Annotated in this window: 11 protein-coding genes; 9 read left to right on the plus strand and 2 right to left on the minus strand. The window is 49.7% G+C overall.

Annotated features, from left to right (window positions below):
- The first annotated feature begins 5 nt into the window (after positions 1 to 5).
- The 7 genes from QY316_03765 to QY316_03795 all read left to right on the plus strand — a co-directional run bounded on the left by QY316_03765 (position 6) and on the right by QY316_03795 (position 13,238).
- A complete protein-coding gene (locus QY316_03765; protein WKZ33533.1) occupies positions 6 to 3,275 on the plus strand; it encodes a type I restriction endonuclease subunit R in 3,270 nt (1,089 codons plus the stop codon).
- 373 nt (positions 3,276 to 3,648) lie between these two features.
- Positions 3,649 to 5,097, plus strand: a complete 1,449-nt coding sequence (locus QY316_03770) for a toll/interleukin-1 receptor domain-containing protein (GenBank protein ID WKZ33534.1) — start codon at positions 3,649 to 3,651, stop codon at positions 5,095 to 5,097.
- Complete coding sequence (locus QY316_03775) at positions 5,097 to 6,623, plus strand: hypothetical protein (protein ID WKZ33535.1); 1,527 nt, start codon at positions 5,097 to 5,099, stop codon at positions 6,621 to 6,623. Before QY316_03770 ends, QY316_03775 begins: the two co-directional genes overlap by 1 nt.
- A 142-nt stretch (positions 6,624 to 6,765) precedes the next feature.
- A protein-coding gene (locus QY316_03780; protein ID WKZ33536.1) for an IS3 family transposase occupies positions 6,766 to 7,877 on the plus strand; the annotation gives its coding sequence in 2 pieces (ribosomal slippage) (positions 6,766 to 7,027 and positions 7,027 to 7,877; 1,113 coding nt in all).
- A gap of 122 nt (positions 7,878 to 7,999) precedes the next feature.
- Positions 8,000 to 9,157, plus strand: coding sequence for a hypothetical protein (locus QY316_03785; GenBank protein ID WKZ33537.1), 1,158 nt, complete (start codon positions 8,000 to 8,002; stop codon positions 9,155 to 9,157).
- A gap of 2 nt (positions 9,158 to 9,159) precedes the next feature.
- The gene (locus tag QY316_03790; GenBank protein ID WKZ33538.1) at positions 9,160 to 10,938 is read left to right on the plus strand and encodes a hypothetical protein; all 1,779 of its coding nucleotides are present in this window, start codon (positions 9,160 to 9,162) and stop codon (positions 10,936 to 10,938) included.
- Positions 10,935 to 13,238, plus strand: a complete 2,304-nt coding sequence (locus QY316_03795) for a DEAD/DEAH box helicase family protein (GenBank protein ID WKZ33539.1) — start codon at positions 10,935 to 10,937, stop codon at positions 13,236 to 13,238. The genes QY316_03790 and QY316_03795 overlap by 4 nt, the downstream gene beginning before the upstream one ends.
- A gap of 751 nt (positions 13,239 to 13,989) precedes the next feature.
- Here the strand turns inward: QY316_03795 and QY316_03800 are convergent.
- Complete coding sequence (locus tag QY316_03800; protein ID WKZ33540.1) at positions 13,990 to 14,574, minus strand: PAS domain-containing protein; 585 nt, start codon at positions 14,572 to 14,574, stop codon at positions 13,990 to 13,992.
- A gap of 365 nt (positions 14,575 to 14,939) precedes the next feature.
- Between QY316_03800 and QY316_03805 the strand changes: the two genes are divergently transcribed.
- A complete protein-coding gene (locus QY316_03805) occupies positions 14,940 to 15,188 on the plus strand; it encodes a hypothetical protein (protein ID WKZ33541.1) in 249 nt (82 codons plus the stop codon).
- Positions 15,189 to 15,200: 12 nt separating this feature from the next.
- Here the strand turns inward: QY316_03805 and QY316_03810 are convergent, their stop codons facing one another.
- Positions 15,201 to 15,815, minus strand: a complete 615-nt coding sequence (locus QY316_03810; GenBank protein WKZ33542.1) for a hypothetical protein — start codon at positions 15,813 to 15,815, stop codon at positions 15,201 to 15,203.
- Between the two features lie 150 nt (positions 15,816 to 15,965).
- Between QY316_03810 and QY316_03815 the strand changes: the two genes are divergently transcribed.
- Complete coding sequence (locus QY316_03815) at positions 15,966 to 17,225, plus strand: oligosaccharide flippase family protein (GenBank protein ID WKZ33543.1); 1,260 nt, start codon at positions 15,966 to 15,968, stop codon at positions 17,223 to 17,225.
- The last annotated feature ends 7 nt before the right edge of the window (positions 17,226 to 17,232 follow it).

Here is a 17,232-nt window from a genome sequence, read left to right on the forward strand (position 1 = left end):
ATTCAATGTCCGGCGAATATAGCGAAGATACACTCGTCCAGCAAACGGCTGCCGAGTACCTTGAGCAGAAGCTCGGCTGGGACTCAGTTTACGCGTACAACACCGAGACGTTCGGTCCAGAAGGTACTCTCGGACGCATATCGGACCGCGAGGTGGTGCTGACGCGCTATTTGAGGGCTAAACTCATAGAGCTAAATCCGGGACTTCCGGATGATGCTTATGAAGATGCCATACGGCAGGTCGTGGCAGTCATGGCGACTCAAACACTGTTGTCGACGAACCGAGAAAAATACGAACTGGTCAAGGATGGCGTACAGGTTACCTTTCATAATGAAAAAGGCGAGCGAGTGCGCCAACGGCTTCGAGTGTTCGATTTTAATAATGCAGAGGACAACCACTTTCTCTGCGTTCGCGAGCTTTGGGTGCGCGGTGACCTTTACCGCCGCCGGGCTGACATCGTCGGGTTTGTTAATGGCCTGCCGTTGCTTTTTATGGAACTTAAGAATATCAGCAAGGACATCCGGGCTGCTTATGAACGGAATTTCAAGGACTACAAGGACACAGTCCCGCATTTATTCCACCACAACGCCTTCATCGTGCTGGCCAATGGCGTGGATGCGAAATTAGGGTCGGTGACAAGCCGGTTCGAGCACTTTCACGAATGGAAGCGCTTGGCCGAAGACCAGCCGGGCGCGGTGGATATGGAGACACTGCTTAAGGGCATCTGCGATAAGCGCAACTTCCTTGACCTGTTGGAGAATTTCATTGTCTTCGATGACTCTTCCGGCGAGCCGAGAAAGATACTTGCCCGCAACCACCAGTTCCTGGGCGTCAACCGAGCCATTGAGGCGGTGAGTGACCGTAAGAGCCGCCAGGGTAAACTGGGCGTATTCTGGCATACACAGGGCGCTGGCAAGAGCTATTCGATGGTGATGTTCACGCGGAAGGTCCACCGCAAGCTCGGTGGCAACTTCACCTTCCTGATCTTGACCGACCGAGAAGACCTGGACACGCAAATCTATAAGACTTTCGCTGGCTGCGGCGTGGTGGACAATGACCGCGACCCATGCCGCGCGAGTAGCGGCGATCACCTGAGCCGACTTCTTGCCCAGCACAAATCCCACATCTTCTCGCTTATTCAGAAATTTAATCAGGGCGTAACGCCTGACCAGAGCTATACGCAGAGAGACGATGTTATCGTCATTACTGATGAAGCACACAGGACTCAGTATGGAACACTGGCCCTGAATATGCGGAATGCTCTGCCGAACGCTAGTTACATCGGATTCACGGGTACGCCTCTATTCAAGGAAGATGAGATCACGCGGCGCGTTTTCGGCGACTATATCTCGACTTACGACTTCCAACGGGCAGTCGAGGACAAGGCCACCGTGCCAATCTACTACGATGCCAGGGGAGACAAGCTTGGCGTGGCCATTGGCGATCTAAATGAAAAGATCGCTGAAAAGCTCGAAGAACTGGAAACCGATAATATCGATGTTGAGCAGCGGTTGGAAAGAGAACTCAAACGAGATTACCACATCATTACCGCAGATAAGCGGTTGAACCAGGTTGCAAGAGATTTTGTCAACCATTACTCGACAGCATGGGAAACTGGCAAGGCGATGCTGGTGTGCATCGACAAGATAACTTGCGTTCGTATGTACAACCTGATTACCAAGTATTGGGATGAGCGTATCGCTGAATTGACTGCCGGGCTGGGTTCGGCCGCTGATGAGCAGGAGGAAGCATACCGTCGCCGTCAGATCGAATGGATGCGGGAGACACGGACGGCGGTAGTCGTCAGCGAGGAGCAAGGCGAAGTCGAGAAGTTCCGGCGATGGGACCTGGACATAACCCCGCACCGACGGTTGATCAAAGAGGGTATGGATCTGCCGGAGTCCATGAGGCAGAAGCCCCAGTTCCGTAACATGCAGCGCATGGCCCTGGATGAGGCGTTTAAGGAGGATGAGCATCCCTTCAGAATCGCCATTGTCTGCGCCATGTGGCTGACCGGCTTCGATGTGCCGAGTTTATCGACGCTCTACTTGGATAAGCCGCTTAAGGCCCACACGCTGATGCAGGCAATTGCCCGCGCGAATAGGGTAAACGAGGGGAAGAATAACGGCCTTGTTGTCGACTATTGCGGCATCCTCAAGAACTTGCGTAAGGCTCTGGCTACATTCGCAGGCCAGCCGGACAGTGGTCATGGCGAGGGCGGTGAAACAGAGCCGGCCAAACCCGAAGAAGAACTCCTGGCAGATCTGGTGGAGGCCATCTCGTTCGTTCGGAGTTTCCTGACTGAGCGCGGCGCCTCGCTCGATGACATTATCACGAAAACCGGCTTCGAGCGTAACGCGGCCATTGTGGCCACAAAGGAAGCGGCTAACGAGACTGACGAGACGCGCAAACGATTTGAGGTGATGTGCCGGGAGGTTTGCAAGAAGTTCAAATCGTGCATCAATGTCAAGGGGATCAATGCGCATCGTGTGGAGTACGATGCTATTAACGTCGTCTACAAGAGCCTCCAGCAGGACCGGGAGAAGGCTGACATCACCGACATCATTCGCCAGTTGCACCGGGTGGTAGACGAGGCCATCGAGACGCAGCCGGAACGAACTGGTGATGAATCCGAGGTCTACGACATCAGCAAGATCGATTTCGAACGATTGCGGAAGGAATTTGAGCGCAGCCCGGCCAAACGCACGACCGTCCAGAACCTCAAACAGGCCATTGAACGGAGGCTTCAGCGGCTCCTGGAGCAGAACCCGCTCCGCACGGACTTCCAAAGGCATTACGAAGATATCGTGGTCGAGTATAACCGAGAGAAGGATCGGGTGACGATTGAAAGGACTTTCGAGGCGCTAATTCGCTTTTTCAACGAACTCGATGAAGAAGAAAGCCGGGCTGTTCGTGAGGGTCTCGATGAGGAATCACTGGCAATCTTCGATCTCCTGAAGAAGCGGGACTTGAATTCCTCTGACATCAAGCGAATCAAGGCTGTTGCAGTCGAACTGCTCGCGAGGTTGAAGGCTGAGAAGCTGCGAATAGACCACTGGCGGGACAAAGAATCTACTCGTGATGCAGTGCGAATTGCCATCCGTGATTTTCTTTGGCGCGATGATACCGGGCTACCTGTGAGTAGTTATACCGAGGATGAGGTGAACGCGAAGGCAGAAGAGGTTTTTAGACATATTTATCGAGTTTACCCGACGCTACCGTCTCCATATTACACTGAACAATACGAAATCGACAGTAATTGCTGTCGTAAGTAGGATGATTTTTAATATGTTAAGTAAAAGAGCATTTGTCTGCGAAGTGATTCGAGTTGCCAGAGAGCTGGGTTATAAGATTGAAATAAATGCAAGGAATGGGATGGAACAAATTGACTTCGGAAACAAAAAACTCCACATAGGACACTTGGAAAATTTATATCCGACAATACTTGATCCAGGCGCCCATATACCGACATTGATAGAAAGGGTGGCGCCCGGACGTCCGTGTTCACACCGACCGATGCGAGAAATAATCGAGCAACTTAGACGAAAAAGGTAAGTGCTAAAGCATTGTAGCCTTTCAGAAAATATTCATAAAGGCGCTCTGAAAAAACAATTTTTGCCTGTGGGGTTGATCTCGGAGGGGTTGATTATGGATTTGAATAGAAAACTTATATTTATTAGTCATGCGAATCCGGAAGATAATGAATTTACATTATGGCTGGTTTCGCGCTTGAGTGCATTGGGTTATCTAGTATGGTCCGATCTAACAAAGCTTTTGGGTGCAGAAGTTTTTTGGAAGAACATTGAAGATGCCATACGTAATCATGCGGCTAAAGTGATTGTTGTTTTGACGCGCTCGGCACAGCAAAAAGATGGAGTACTTGATGAGGTTAATCTCGCTGTTTCAATTGAACGAACTATGAGCTATCCGCATTTCGTAGTTCCTATTCGGTTAGATGACCTGCCTTTCCACGATATCAGTCCTAATCTGGCGCGAAAAAATATTATCGATTTCAGTAAGGATTGGGCAGAAGGTTTCGGACAGCTTTTGAAGGTATTAGAGCGCGACAAGGTTGGAAGAGAACAGGATTTATCTACACAGCAAATTGCTATATGGATCGAAAACATCCGTGCCGGATATCAAAAAGTAGTTGCAGAGCCGCAGCAATTAATGACGAACTATGTTGAATTTATGCAATTACCTGAGAATCTGAATTTTTATAAAGTGGGCTTGCCTAACGATGTGCTACGACTCAGGTTTCAATCTTTTACATATCCACTGTATCATTATCAAGGCATGGTGGCAACCTTCGCCAGTAGTGAGGATATGAATGATTTTTTGGCGCAAGATCAATACGCTGCACTCGCGTATCAAATACCCGTATTATCAATTCTTAATAATGAATCTCATAATCTGTCTGAGCTTAAAAGACCGGAAGCAGTACATATGTTGTCGTTTTTAATCAGGACTGCTTGGGATAAAACAATGGAGATGAAAGGGCTGCGTGCGTATGAGCTGGCTAGCGGCCGAAAAGCCTGGTTTGCTGAAAATGGATATAGGTCTAATAACGTCATAAAATATTTTGATCTGAATGGCATAGAGCGAAGAAAAAGTTTGGTTGGCCGTAGTGAAAAAAGAAAGGCTTTCTGGCATTTTGCTATAGACGGATGGCCAACCATAGGCAAGGAACCTACGCTTATGCTTAGGCCACATGTCGTATTTACGGAAGATGGAAAAACACAATTTTCTGTTCAGTCAAGAATGCACCGGCTTCGCCGAGGATTTTGCAGAAATTGGTGGAATCCTCGCTGGCGGGATCTCATATTGGCTTATACAACGATGTTATCTGATGAATACCAAACAATTAAATTAAAGGTGGGTTCAGAACAATTCTTTTTTATAAATTCCAGACCCGCTTTGTTCAATTCGCCTGTTTCAGTCAGTGGTTTATCTAAAACTTATGTCCCGGTGGATGAGACCGATAGTCAACTTGATGAATTGTCAGAAGGATTCGGATGGGACATTGATGAAGAAAATGACGACCTGACGCTTGATACTGATGAGTCAATTGAAGCTGAAAATAGGGACAAGCCATAATGACTAAAGATTTGAATTTGTATTATATTGAGGAGCCAAGATTGGAATTTGGGCATGGTCAAGCCATGGAGGATCCCAAAGACGGTTTGATGTTTTTTGGTCCATTAAAAGATGCTCGGAGCCCTGTAGAAATAAGGGTGGGCGTAATAGGTTCTAAAGAGGGAATCAACAGATATCGTAAGTGGGTTGCTAAAATAAATAGTTATATTCCTGCTCTGAAGACGGAATCGGCACATCATACGGCTTATCCTGGTTTTAAAACGATTTTTGGATGTAAATGGTCTGACTCGCCGATCTGTGAATTGACTATTACGGAAGAGGAAATGCTGGGCCATCTGTATTTATCGGATCGGCATGAAGCAATTTTTAAGACAGTTGGACTTTTCGAGAATCGGATTAGGCGCTACATCAGGGAAGAAGATGCGCATATCGACCTTTGGTTTATAATAATTCCCGAGGAAATTTACAAATTGGGGCGGCCAAAATCTGTTGTGTCGAAAGACTTGCGTGTTTTATCGGCCATCAATATGACTGCAAAAAAAGCACGACAGATTCAAAAGCAGCCATCCTTATTGTTTGCCGAGGAAAACGAAGCTGCAGAATATTATAAATACGAACTCAATTTTCATAACCAACTGAAGGCAAGACTACTGGATACTAAAGCAGTATTGCAGATTGTACGGGAAACCAGTCTTTCACCAGAGGAGTTTGTCGTAGATGAGCGGCCCTTACGTAGAGTTCAAGATCCAGCTACACTAGCATGGAATCTTACAACGACGACTTTCTTCAAAGCCTCTGGCCGCCCTTGGAAGCTTGCCAATGTCCGAGAAGGAGTTTGTTATGTTGGCATTGTTTTCAAAAGAGATATGAAATCGCGTGATGCAAATAATGCGTGTTGCGGAGCTCAGATGTTTTTGGATTCTGGGGATGGATTAGTATTCAAGGGAGCTGTTGGCCCATGGTACTCAGATTCCACTAAGGAATTCCATCTCCCAAAGCAAAAAGCATACGAACTCATGAGTATGGTTGTGGATGCTTATACAAGAGAACACGGATTTGAACCAAAGGAACTTTTTATTCATGGACGGACACGGTTCAGTGAAGGAGAGTGGAGAGGATTCCAAGAGGCTGTCCCTAAGGTAACCAATCTCGTAGGAGTGCGCATACGAGATGACAAGAATTTAAAAATGTATGGGCCTGGGCAGGAAGCAGTTCTCCGAGGGACTGCTTTTCTTAAAACAAATAGGATGGGATTTTTATGGACCAGAGGATATATACCCCGTTTACAGACATATCCAGGGCGCGAAGTACCTAATCCGTTATCTATCGAGATTTGTAGAGGTAATGCAGAACTGAAGCAAGTTATGAGAGACATAATAGGGCTTACAAAGGTCAATTTCAATGCGTGTATTTATGCTGATGGATATCCAGTAACACTACGATTTGCAGACCATGTTGGGGAAATTTTGACTTCAACGCCAATCGCCCATGAGCTCCCGCCTTTGCCGTTTAAGCATTACATATAGTTCTCTAAAATATAGTATATCTTTCATCACGGAATCTATCTTCACCGAGCCTATTAATCGTAGGAGATAATCGTAAGCTTCCCTTAAAAGTAGACATGTGATAAGTAGAGCTTTCTGGCAAAATACAGCCGGGAGGTTCGAAATGAAGAAGTCGCGTTTTTCTGAATCACAGATTGTAGCGGTGCTCAAGGAGGCAGAATCCGGGGTTCCCGTTCAGGAGGTCTGCCGCAAGCACGGCATCTCGGATGCCACCTACTACAACTGGAAGTCGAAGTACGGCGGCATGGAGGTCTCGGACCTCCGGCGCATGAAGGAGCTGGAAGCTGAGAACTCCAAGCTCAAGCGCATGTACGCCGACATGGCTCTTGAGAACCGGGCATTGAAGGACCTGATTGAAAAAAAGCTCTGAGGCCGCCCGAGAAACGCGAAGCTGTCACTTATCTAGTCGCCGAGTACAAATTGTCGGTACAGAGCAGCTGCCTTTGTATTGGCATATCGCGGGCGGCCTATTACAGAGCGCCGGTCTACGCCGACCGGGATGCAGAGGTCATCAAGGCTCTGAACGCCCTGATTGAACGACATCCCAGGTGGGGCTTCTGGAAGTGCCACAAGGCCCTGAGGCGCAAAGGCCACTCCTGGAATCATAAGCGCGTCTATCGTGTTTACTGCGCCTTGAGGCTCAACCAGAAGCGCAGGAGCAAGAGAAGGCTGCCTAAGCGCTTTAAACAGCCATTGTCGATACCAAGGCAGCCGAACCAGGTCTGGAGTGCGGATTTCATGTGCGACAACCTCTATACCGGCAGCCGTTTTCGTACCTTTAATGTTATTGACGACTTCAACCGGGAGTGCCTTGCGGTTGAGATAGATACATCGATAACAGGCAGGAGGCTCACCCGGGTTTTCGAGCGCCTCAGGTCTGAGAGGGGTTTGCCGGAAGTACTGCGGGTCGACAACGGCCCTGAGTTTTTAAGCGGCGACTTTGTTGCCTGGGCCGAACAGGCGGGGATGGCTATCCAGTACATCCAGCCTGGGCAGCCGAATCAGAACGCTTATGTCGAGAGATTCAATAGGACGTACCGCGAGGAGTTTTTGAGCTTGTACCTGTTCCGTAATCTTCATGAGGTGCGGGAAGGAACCCACGCATGGAGGATCGACTACAATGAGCGCCGTCCCCATGATGCCTTGGGGGACCTTACGCCAGAGGAGTATCGTCAAAACAACGCCGGAAACTCTACTTTAAAACTGTCTACTTGACGGGGAAGCTTACGTAATGCCTTAACCGGCTTATCTGCTCTCCTAGGCGGAATCACGCTCACTTGGCAGATGCTACTGAATTATTTTTTCCAAAATTTGAATCTTTAATTGCGGAGTAGGCAATGTTTATTGTAGCCAAATGCGGAGGTGAGACACAAAGGTCCATTGACATTTTAGGGCTCGGTGCTGAGTACGAAAGAAACTACCTTTCTAAAATCATGCCTGGCATATCAGTCCTTACAACCCGTTTCGGATATATGGGGTTCATCTGTTGGGCTATCGATGGTGGCATCGACCCGAAGTCCGACAGCTTCCACACGCTCGAATATGCCCTCGCTAAGACAGAATATAATCTCAAAAAGGACAGGTACAAGGGTGTCAGGAATATCAAGCGGGGTATGGAGCCGCCATATTATCAGCAGTCGGTCTTTGGTGATTACAGGAACACCATGATGGGCATGGGAGTGCTGACCAAGAAGAACGAACTGACCGATGAAGGAGTACGGCTCGCCAAAGAATTTCAGAAAAGCCGCAATAAACTCTTGCCCCCATCGAAAATCCGTGGGACAACAGCCAGAAAAGGTTTTGACGTTAAAAAGAGCCTTTTACGACTTTCAGATAGCGAAAAGAAGCTTTACAAGAAAATATTCTTTTCTGGTGTGAATGGCAATAAAGAGACCGAAGGGAATGCACGGACAAGAAGGGCCCACAGGGCTCTATACGGCAACTTGATTCGTGAGCTAGATAATCTTTCATCTGGCGATGCCGACGGCGTGGCTGACGACAAGGCTGATTATGCGGCTATTGAGGGATTGAGAGGATGTAGTGGCGGTAGCAGAAAATACGCCTTGGCGAACGAGATGTCCCATTATCTCCGTGCAGTCTACTGCAGCATCACGGCGCTACATGATATTGTGAGCTACTTGAAAGATGACAAGGTGAAGTCAGGAGCTAAAAGTCTCAGCCTGACACAGGCTACGGGCATCAAGAGGGTCAGAAAGCACCTCGAGGAGGCCAGAAAGATAGCTGCTACTTTGAAGAAAAGGCGCGCAGGATCGCGGGCCAATGAGCTTATTGAGCTGTGCTCGGTGTCGTCGATTGAAGAGCTTCTGCGCAGATTAATCAAAAGAAATATGGATATCAAGGGTGAAAGGGCCTGGGTTGATTTGAAAAACAGCATGATCGTACTCAACCCGGCAGATCCATTCGTGCCCAGAAAGGCTGCAGCCTTTGGGTACAGACTATTGCCATATGCAAGCCTCATGAAGGACCTGCATTAATTATGCCTTCGAAAGACCTGAAAAGGGTTGCCCTGGCGCACCCCAAAAAAACAGAAAAGGATGCGTTCCCGAGGGAGCGGATTGGACTGCTCAAACATTTTTTTGAGCTGTCGAAAGATGCCTCGCCAAAGCTTCTTCTGGTCACGACCTTTCAGCTGGATGGAGAGTTTCTTGAAGACGAGGTGTTTGGGCAGGTGCCTGAGGTATGCAAGACTTTACTAATATATTCACCATTTTCAACAAACAGCAATTTCCAGGTCAAGGCAGAGCGCAGCAATATACGTCTGACTAGAGCCCGCTCGAGGGTCTTTCATCCGAAGTTCATTCTTGCCATCTCGGGAACCGACCTCCTTGTAGGTGTCGGGAGCGCCAATCTCACAAGAGGCGGCTGGGGCGGCGTTAACCAGGAGCTATTTCACTTCTTTGTCAATAGCAGGGATTTTTACTTAACAAAACACATGCCGACGCTTGATGGCACGATTCTAAGGTCTTGCCATGAATACCTTGACAAGCTGGCCGCTGAACTGCACCCCAGCTCATATCGAGACAGAGAATCAATAGAAGACATGCAGAAAGTACTCGGGAATGTAGACACAAAGACTAAAGCGCACGATGAGCGAAAGCTTTTATACAATTATTCCAAGAGCCTTCTCGATGTGCTGAAGGACATCCCCAGAAAACAGCTTATAAGCATACACATATTCTCCCCCATTCACTTCGACCAGACTGATTCAGAAGACCAGGATGAGTTCTGCGAGAACGACTACAAGCTCTTCGACTATTTTCGCGGTCTTTTCATGGGGAAAAACAAGCCTGACATATCATTCTATTCATCAAACGATGTCGCAATGAACTTTTTAGGTCAACGCGGGGTGAAATTTTTCAAAAATAACGTAAGCAACAGGTCTCATCTGAAGCTGGTCGCGCTTCTGACAACAAAGCACGCCTACATACTTTCGGGTTCTGCCAACTTTTCGGTAAATGCCTTTTTGAAAACGCCCTCCTCCGGCGGCAATTCCGAGTTGATGATTCTCGAGCGAAGGAATTTGAAAGAATGGAATGCCATAAAGCGCTCGCTTGTCGGCGAATCTCCCAAGGAGCAGATAGGTGCGCCAATAAAATTAAGAGCTAAGCCTGAAGACTCGCCGGAATTCGAGATATGGCAGATCGATATTGAAAAAACCAAAAGCGGCCACCAGGCACATATCTACTGCAACCCTTTCATCAAGGGTTGTCACTCAGTGCAGTTGCTATATAACTCTGGCCACAAAAAGATTGTCATCTCGGTCTCCAAACCATTGGAGACATTCAATTGCATAGGAAAGCAATGGCAGGAGCTAATCGAGGACGGACCGTTATTTGTCGTGTCTCGCAAGGGGCATAAAGACTTTGTTATACCAGTAAACTATGACCGAGGCGACTGTTTTGGGGAACCCATGACCGACATGGACCGGGAATATGCCGACCTTTTTTCCTTCATCGGGCTTAGGTGGAGTAGGCGTAACGCCATCGACGACCCGAGACAGACTGGACCAGATATCGGCGAGCTAGATGATCGTGAACCAGAGAACGTTTTCCAGTCTCAGAACGACAGATTCTATCATGAATGGAAGCATATCGACAGGAAGCTCCGGCAGGTCGACGAGGAGTTGAAAAATGTTTACCGTGAAAAGATCAAAGATTTTGTTGACCTGAACAAGGCACGCCATAGCGATAGCCGGAAGGACGCGCTCTTGACCGAGGTGCAGATAAAATTCATAGAAAACAGGATGCTCAAGTGAGCAGGAAGTGCATATTTAAGACTGAGGACTTCGAGTATCAGACCCTCACGGCTAACTACTTGGTCAAAGCGCTGCTCGCGAAGTCAAGGACTAAACGAATTCGGGGCGCTGTTCTCGGTGACGGCGTAGGCATGGGCAAGACGTATACGAGCCTTTTTACTGCTTTCTCGTACATGTCGAATGCGAAGCCCTACCTTAAAGATAGCAGGTTGAACAGAAAACACAAGACGTCCCTTTTGATAGTCGCGCCTAATGATATAGTCATGCAAAAATGGATTTCGGAAATAGAGCCTTACGCGAAGCCCGGAAACTTCAGCTCATACATAAAGAGGCTCGGCAATGGGCTCAAAATAAAGGACAAGCTCCTGGCAATAACACAGAACATCAATACGACTGAAAATCTCGGAAAAAAGTATTGCAAGCCCAACTGGTCAGTCATAGTGACGACGCGAGGCAAGCTTAAAAGACTTGACGATAATCGGCTTCAGATACTCAAGACCGTTACGGGCTTCATAATATTCGACGAAGCCCATCGCATGAAAGAGCCATCTTTTAAGCAGGCTTTTGAAAATAATAGATACCTGAGTGACCTTGTTTTAGGAAGAAACCATCCAAAGTTTCTTTTTCTGACAGCGACCCCGTTCCAGAAAAATATTGGACAGATGAAAACACTTTTTTCCGGATATTTCCTCGGCAGGGAGGATTGGGTTTTTAAGGATTTGAACGATTATGTTGTGGATGTCGGCAGCTACTTGAGGGGGGCACAGGAAAAAAGTGGCAAGTTGAAGGTTAAAAAAAGGGAGCTTGAAAAGGAGCTCAGGCAATTTTTTGTCATAAACAAGAGGCTGAAAAAACTCGAAGAGCGAAGGGAAGAGTATGTCAATGGTGCCCTGTGCAGTGACCGTAGCGCGAAATGCTACGTGCACCTGTTCAACGAAGACCCAAAGCTTGAGAAAAAATGGTACGAATTCCAGACGAAGTACCTATCGTACCGTTTTGAATCAAGGAATGGGCGAAAGAGTCGCGTTGAGCAGGACCTGACAAGGTTTACGAGCTTTGTAACCGAAAAGCACAAGAAGATAGTCGGCGATAACTACCCTCTAAAATGCGAAATGCTGGGGCGTATTATCGCCAGGCGCTTTCTGCAGGACCGCAAAAAATGGAACAGGAAGTTCATTATATTCTGTGACATGCTAAACGACAATGTGAGTCATAGGGATGGGAAGCTGCACGAGAGATTGAGGGACGCATGCGTGAGGACCATCGAGGGCTTTTTTGGGAAAACCCGAAAGGGCAAAGTCCCGCCGCCCAACCTAGAGCGCGTGATCGCAAGTGTCGTATTAAGAACACGAGTCAAAGGGTTCAGGGATGTTTTCTATTCTACGAGAAACGAGCGTCAACTGAGAGCCTCATGGACAAGTAAGATAGATGAATGGCAAAAGAGATTTAACAACTCTCTCCTGTATTCTTTTTACGGGGAGGATATAAAGGCCTACTATGAGCGCCTCTTCAGGGAAATGATCGGGCAGTATGCATGCATCGAGTTCCTGAGGAAAAAGATGCTCTCGGGCAGCATGATCCCCAAAAAAAGAAAAGCCTATATCAAGTCTCTTTTCGGAAGCGAAGGGATAGGAGATAAGAGCAGGTGGTTACTATATACCGAGGAAGACCTTAATGACCTCTGGGCTCTATATTATGGAAAACATCAGAAATCCGTGGTGCGCAGAAAAAGCCTTATTGAGAATACGAAGCGAGATATTGAGAGAATCTTTAAAAAAGAGCTAAAAAAAGTGCTCAGGCAATGGGACGAAGCTCTCCCCGGCAAGGAACTGGTATCTTGCTATAACGGGTCGAGCAAGAATGCGCAGGATCTGAAACGGTTCCAGTGGCCGCTGGAACCGTGCGCCCTGGTCCTGAGCAAGGCCTGCGAGGAGGGCGTTGATCTTCAGGCGTTTACAAGCGGTGTCATACATTATGATTTTGACTGGAGCCCGGGAAGAATGGTGCAACGGGAGGGTCGGGTTGACAGGATCGGCAGGGCCATTGATAAGAAGGGGGTGCACAAGATTTTTGCGGAAAAGAAGTTCAAGTCCCATCTCGACGACAGGCACCTACAATTTCACTATCTTGTCATGCCCAACACATACGATGAGCGCAAGTTCGTAAGAATGACCGAGCGTAGAAAACTGTTCAAGTTGCTTGTCCCTGTCAACTTGGAAGATGAGTATAAGTCTTTCCACACACAGAAGAATAGTCGAGATATTACAGGCCTGTCATTCGATCTGAGCGTTAGGCCCTAGTATTTCCTGAGCTGGTAAATGGGAGGAGATGTGTGCTCTACCTTCCATTCCATATGCCGATGAGGCCCAAAGATATTACAGGAAACGAAAACACGAATAAAATTATTAGCTATTTGAATTTGAAGGGTAATTTATTTGCTCTAGTCAGTATTTGCGTTTACAGTCAGTCTTTCGGTTAAGGCACTTCTGAGTCTACGTCATTACCCCTTTTCCTCCCGTCGTGTATAGACGTCCTTAAATATAAAACAGGGGGCCTTTCGAGCCCCCTGTGGATAACCGCCGCAATTTTGCCGCAATCCGGTCTTGATTTGTGCTTGTTTTCGATTCAGGCCGCTTAAGGTTGCCTCGGCCCGATTCAAGTTAATTGGCTGGAATGCTTATGGAATTGGGTTTGCTGAAGCCGGGTCGTTTTTCGATTCGGGCTTTCAGGTATCTTCCCGAACGCGGTGCTCTACCAGGCTGAGCCACGCCCCGATTTAAGGCAACCACTAAAAGTTGATCTTTTCCCCGGACTCTTTGTCAGGCCGGGAATAAAAATGCTCACATATTAACATATATGCTCCGCTTTTTATTCCCGACCTTCCTTGATTGCGGGAAAAATCTCTGATTTTTAGAGGTTGCCTTATTATTGTACCTGCAGAAACAAAAACGAGCTTCGCTTACGCAAAGCCCTCCAGAACTTCAACATGAAGAAATTAACACTTCTTTCAGGCTGAATCCAGCATTTTTTTTAAGGCTTCGCGCCAATGCGTCAGCCGGGGCCGTCCCCTTCGCCTTTTGTCCTTTCGATCTCCCTCATCGCAATGGCATGGCAGTCGGGGCAAATGCCGTGAGTAAGGCGGGGGAGCTTCTCCGCCCCGAAAAGGTCGAGCCTCTTTACGGCCTCCTCGGTTTCCACCCATTCCCCGTCCAGATTGATCCGCTTGCACCAGCCGCATATCTGGAGAAATTCGCTTGAGCGGTCGACAGCCGGGTCAAGAAGGGCGACGGGGAGCCTCCTCTCGGCCTTTAAGAGCTTGCACCTGAACTCGACGGCCCCCTCGGCGAGCGGGGCTATCTCCATCTCCATGAACCTCCTTAGCCCCGGTGAATCGCACCTGAAAGGGATGCGGACCTCTTTCCCGGACGACCTTACTCTCGTCAGTATCATCCGGTAGACCTGGCGGGTCTCCCCGTCTGCTATGAAGTCCCAGAGCGGCCTATTAAGGACAGCCTCCGGGGTCAGGGCCTCGGATTCGTTCCGGGCGGCAAAGGAAAGCCATGCCCGGTTCACATGGACTATCCTGTCAAGCGGGTCGAGCCTGTATATGTAAAGGCCTTTGGAGCTCCCTTCCATGCATATATTCTACCCGCTAATGGCCGCCTGTAAATATGCGGGAGAGGCCTGCACGCGGCCCGGCCTTGTGCTATATTCCTTATTAGCAGGCTGCTGAAAAAGCCCGATCTGCGTCGTCGTCTTCTAAAATTCGTCATTGCAGCGTACCGTAAAAGTACACCTCATTCCTCATTTTTCGACCTTGCATCTTGAGCTTTTTGAGCAGCCTGAATGAGATTTGGGGCAAGCTGTTAGCCGACGCCAGGCGTCCGGACGCGCAGGGCCTTTGAAATGAAAAGGAAATCAGGATAAATTCGACGTCTTGGCTGTGATGCCCGGGGGGAGCGCCCGGGGCAGGCGTAAAAAAATGACCAGGGGTGGGGTAAATGAACGAAGAAAACGTGGAGCTCTTCGACGCGCTTACGGAGTACAAGGACCGCCTTGAAGATATCGACCATCCGGACGAAGTCGAAAGCGTGCTTGAGAACATACTGAACGCGATATCCCATGACGAGACCATAGACCCCGACGAGCTTGAAGTGGTGGCTGATTTCGTGAGGGATTTCGACCTTGCGTATCCTGAAAGCGACGAGCTCCTGGACATAATAAAAGTGCATCAGGAAAGGCTCCACTGACAGGGGGCGGGCCTACGCCGCCTTCTTTTTCGCTTTTCCCGCGGACTCCATCTCCCTGTAGGCCCTTTCCAGGTCTTCGGGGCATATGCCGTGGCTCATCCTGGGTGGCCTTTTTGAGCCGAAAAGGTCGAGCCTCCTTATGCCGTCCTCAAGCGCCACCCACTCGCCGCCGGGCATCCTTATCCTCTTGCACCAGCTGCATATGGTCCGCCATTCGTTCGAGCGGTCCACGTCCGGGTCGATGAAGGCGACCGGCGTGCGGGCTTCGGTTTTGAGCGTCGTGCATACGAAATCAATCGAGCCGTCCGGGTGCGGGCTTATTTCCATCTCCATGAAGCGTTTGATTTCGGGAGAGTCGCACCTGAAGGGTATCCTCATGGTTGAGAGCGAGGCCCTCGCCTTCGAGAGCATGAGCCTGAAAAGGTGCCGGGTGTCGCTCCCCTCGATGAAATCCCAGAGGAACCTGCCTGCCACCCCTTTCCTCGTGAGCCGGGGCGCCTTGTTCTCCACCGCGAAAACGTCCCACGAGTCGCTCGCCTCCACTATCCTGTCCGCTGCGTCTATCCTGTAGGAAACGACGTTTTTGTCCATAAATCCGATTATAGCAGCCGCGGCCCGGTCCTTCATCAAAGCCGCTTGAATTCCGCGCCTGAAGCGCATGCCTTCCGGCCCTGAGCCGGGTTGACAGCCCATGAAACCCGATTATAGTTACTCCTTAACGGCATCGAACGGATTAATACCGGCGTACGCCCGAGAAACGGCCAGGGGGGTCTATGGATGAGCTTATTGAAAAACGGGAGCGTCCTCTTTGTAACCTCCATGGCCGGGAACTTCTGCAACTACCTCTTCCAGTTCTTCATGAGCCGGAACCTTGAGCTGACTGACTACGGCGCGCTCAATGCCGCGCTCTCAATCACCTCCATACTGGGAATACCGGCGGGGACGATCATGGTCGTGGTCGCAAGGTACGCATCCACATTCAACGCCCTTGGCGAGGGGGCGCGGGTTGCGCGCCTCTACAGGAACTCGTTTCTCTTTACGCTCGGCGCGGGCCTCCTCGTTTTTTTTCTGCTTGCCGCCGCGTCCGGGCCGCTCGCGGCCTATCTCCAGCTCCAGAGCGGAATTCCCATAGTCATAACCGGCTTCGGGCTCTTCCTCTCCTTCACCATGACCGTCAACATGGGCATGCTCCAGGGCCTTCAGAAATTCTGGCATTTCGGGGCCGGCATATGGGTGGGCGCGGCATCGAAGCTCGCGATGGGAGTCGCCTTCGTCTTCCTCGGCTTCGGCCTTAACGGCGCGGTCGCCGCCGCGGCCCTCCCCGGGCTTTTCGTTATCGCCATGACCTTGCTGCCGCTTGCCTCCGTCATCCGCCAGAGGCCCGGGGGGGAGAGGGTGACGCTCGATATCGCCTCCTACAGCGTCCCTGTCATACTGTCCTCGCTGGCCTTCACCGCCATGCTCAATATCGACATCCTCACCGTCAAGCACTGGGCGAGCCCGGAGGAGGCCGGGCTCTACTCGGCGGCCGCGGTGCTCGGAAAGACCATACTCTATCTCCCGGCAGCTTTCGTCATGGCGCTCTTCCCAATGCTTACGGACTCGCACGCCCGTAAGAGGGACATGCGCAAGGTGCTCGACAGGGGGCTCCTCGTGACCTTCGCGGTATCGCTTGCCGGGGTGCTCGTGCTCGCCGTTTTCCCCGAGCTCTCTATGACGATTCTTTTCGGGGCCAAATTCTCCGGGGCCGCGCCGCTCCTTAAATATTACGGGATAGCCATGATGTCGCTCGCAATTGTCAGCGTCCTCGTAAGCTACAACCTCGCGAGAGGGAAAAGCTCTTTCATCTATTCCCTGCTGGCAGGCGGCGCCGCGCACGCCCTCCTTTTGAATATCTTCCAGGGGAGCCTCGCCGCGACCGTAGTAATCCTTGCGGCCGTGAATATGCTTGTGGCCGCGTACAACCTGATAATGGTCCTGAGGGAGAGGCGGGCCGACTCCGGCCTGAGGACGACTGCCGAGGGAGTTATCCCATGAGGCGGTC

This window comes from Thermodesulfobacteriota bacterium (assembly GCA_030583865.1).
Lineage (GTDB): Bacteria > Desulfobacterota > GWC2-55-46 > GWC2-55-46 > GWC2-55-46 > UBA5799.

Coding starts and splice junctions, on each gene's coding strand:
- QY316_03765 (WKZ33533.1), top strand. CDS start 6: ATGTCCGGCGAATATAGCGAAGATACACTCGTCCAGCAAACGGCTGCC.
- QY316_03770 (WKZ33534.1), top strand. CDS start 3,649: ATGGATTTGAATAGAAAACTTATATTTATTAGTCATGCGAATCCGGAA.
- QY316_03775 (WKZ33535.1), top strand. CDS start 5,097: ATGACTAAAGATTTGAATTTGTATTATATTGAGGAGCCAAGATTGGAA.
- QY316_03785 (WKZ33537.1), top strand. CDS start 8,000: ATGTTTATTGTAGCCAAATGCGGAGGTGAGACACAAAGGTCCATTGAC.
- QY316_03790 (WKZ33538.1), top strand. CDS start 9,160: ATGCCTTCGAAAGACCTGAAAAGGGTTGCCCTGGCGCACCCCAAAAAA.
- QY316_03800 (WKZ33540.1), bottom strand. CDS start 14,574: ATGGAAGGGAGCTCCAAAGGCCTTTACATATACAGGCTCGACCCGCTT.
- QY316_03805 (WKZ33541.1), top strand. CDS start 14,940: ATGAACGAAGAAAACGTGGAGCTCTTCGACGCGCTTACGGAGTACAAG.
- QY316_03810 (WKZ33542.1), bottom strand. CDS start 15,815: ATGAAGGACCGGGCCGCGGCTGCTATAATCGGATTTATGGACAAAAAC.
- QY316_03815 (WKZ33543.1), top strand. CDS start 15,966: ATGAGCTTATTGAAAAACGGGAGCGTCCTCTTTGTAACCTCCATGGCC.